Raw genomic sequence first — 1,275 nt, 5'->3', positions numbered from 1 at the left:
GTAACCGGAAAAATTTTATACAACGTTGACCCAGAAACCTTAAATTTATTAGACGCTTACGAGTGCGTTGATCAAGGTATCTATGCTCGTAAATCTGTCACCGCTATCTGCAAGAATAGCAACAGCATCATTGACGTAGAATGCTATGAAGCTGGCTCTTCAGAGATCACATTCGGCAGGACCTGGAATCAAGCACAATTCGAATCGGCATATTATGAGCATTTTAAAACGCACATCATTCCAGAGTTTTTGAGCGAGTACTTTTCATCATGAGCGAACAAAGAATTCTCTTACTCTCAGTATTTGCATCAACATTCTTTGCCGTTTTTGGATTGGTATTAGGCATCGTCAGCGGCTCTGGCATGATCCTATTTGATGCCGTTTATTCAGCGATGAATATCGGCTTAACCGTTCTGTCTATGCACATCATCAAAGTGGTTGAAGCAGGACAATCACCAAGATTCCCTTATGGCAAATCACTATTTGAAACGCTGTTCATTCTTTTAAATAATCATCAAAGCTTTCTTGCAGATAATTACTAAATGGAGTTGACCGTAAGTCAACTTCGTTGGCATTGGCAAGGTTTAGTACCACCACTGATGAACAGCAAAATAGTACTGTAGAGGGTAAAAAACATTTCATTTTTAAGCCTCATTGATTGAACAATGGAATCATAGTAACTTTCTAAATATGAACAAAGAGTGAACAAATACGTTCGTTGCTGATCAGCGCTTAGAGCGCTCGTGCACATTTCATTCACATTCGGTTTAGTAGGTTTTAATTTAGTGATCAGATTGGTAATGGAAGCTAAGCTGAGATCAAGGCTCCCTTAGTCGGGGTAGGTAAAAGTTCGGGGATTGGACAGTTCTAATTTTAATCAATAACTTATAACAGGTCAGGAGCTATCGATGCAGAATAAAATTTTAGGCAGTATCGTTTTTGTTGCCGCTAGCGTTTTAGGAGCTTTAACTTATGCTGTAGAAGAGTCAACTCACATTAGTGAAGAACAAGCAATCGAAAATGCACTTGGTGCGCTAGATATAGAAGTTATAGGCATTCGGTTTGACGAGCCTGACACTCAGTGGGACGTATTCATCCGAACGAAAGATCAAGCTTATGAAATTGAGGTAAATGCTATTAGCGGCGAGATCATCGCCGTCGAGAAAGAGAGCCTTGATGAAATTCAATCCGAGCTTTCCGGTAACTTGTCGCACGAAGGTGTCGAAGGCGATACCGACTAATCGCGTAGCAATGCTCTAACTATTTGTTGTTACT

General features: G+C 40.2%; 3 protein-coding genes. All 3 read left to right on the top strand.

Annotation, left to right across the window (positions count from 1 at the left end; translation table 11 throughout):
* Positions 1-273: hypothetical protein (locus A3762_RS26960; RefSeq protein WP_197468988.1), on the top strand; the 273-nt coding region annotated here is incomplete at its 5' end.
* Positions 270-542, top strand: a complete 273-nt coding sequence (locus A3762_RS03295; protein ID WP_068478915.1) for a cation transporter — start codon at positions 270-272, stop codon at positions 540-542. The genes A3762_RS26960 and A3762_RS03295, both read left to right, overlap by 4 nt.
* A 366-nt stretch (positions 543-908) precedes the next feature.
* Positions 909-1,241 (top strand): PepSY domain-containing protein, encoded by a 333-nt coding sequence (locus A3762_RS03290; protein ID WP_068478913.1) that lies wholly within the window; start codon positions 909-911, stop codon positions 1,239-1,241.
* Positions 1,242-1,275: the final 34 nt, after the last annotated feature.

The organism is Oleiphilus sp. HI0125 (assembly GCF_001635355.1).
This window is presented reverse-complemented; position numbering and strand designations above follow the sequence as displayed.

Excerpts from the sequence above, each read along its gene's own strand:
- A3762_RS03295 (WP_068478915.1), top strand. The coding sequence starts at position 270 with ATGAGCGAACAAAGAATTCTCTTACTCTCAGTATTTGCATCAACATTC.
- A3762_RS03290 (WP_068478913.1), top strand. The coding sequence starts at position 909 with ATGCAGAATAAAATTTTAGGCAGTATCGTTTTTGTTGCCGCTAGCGTT.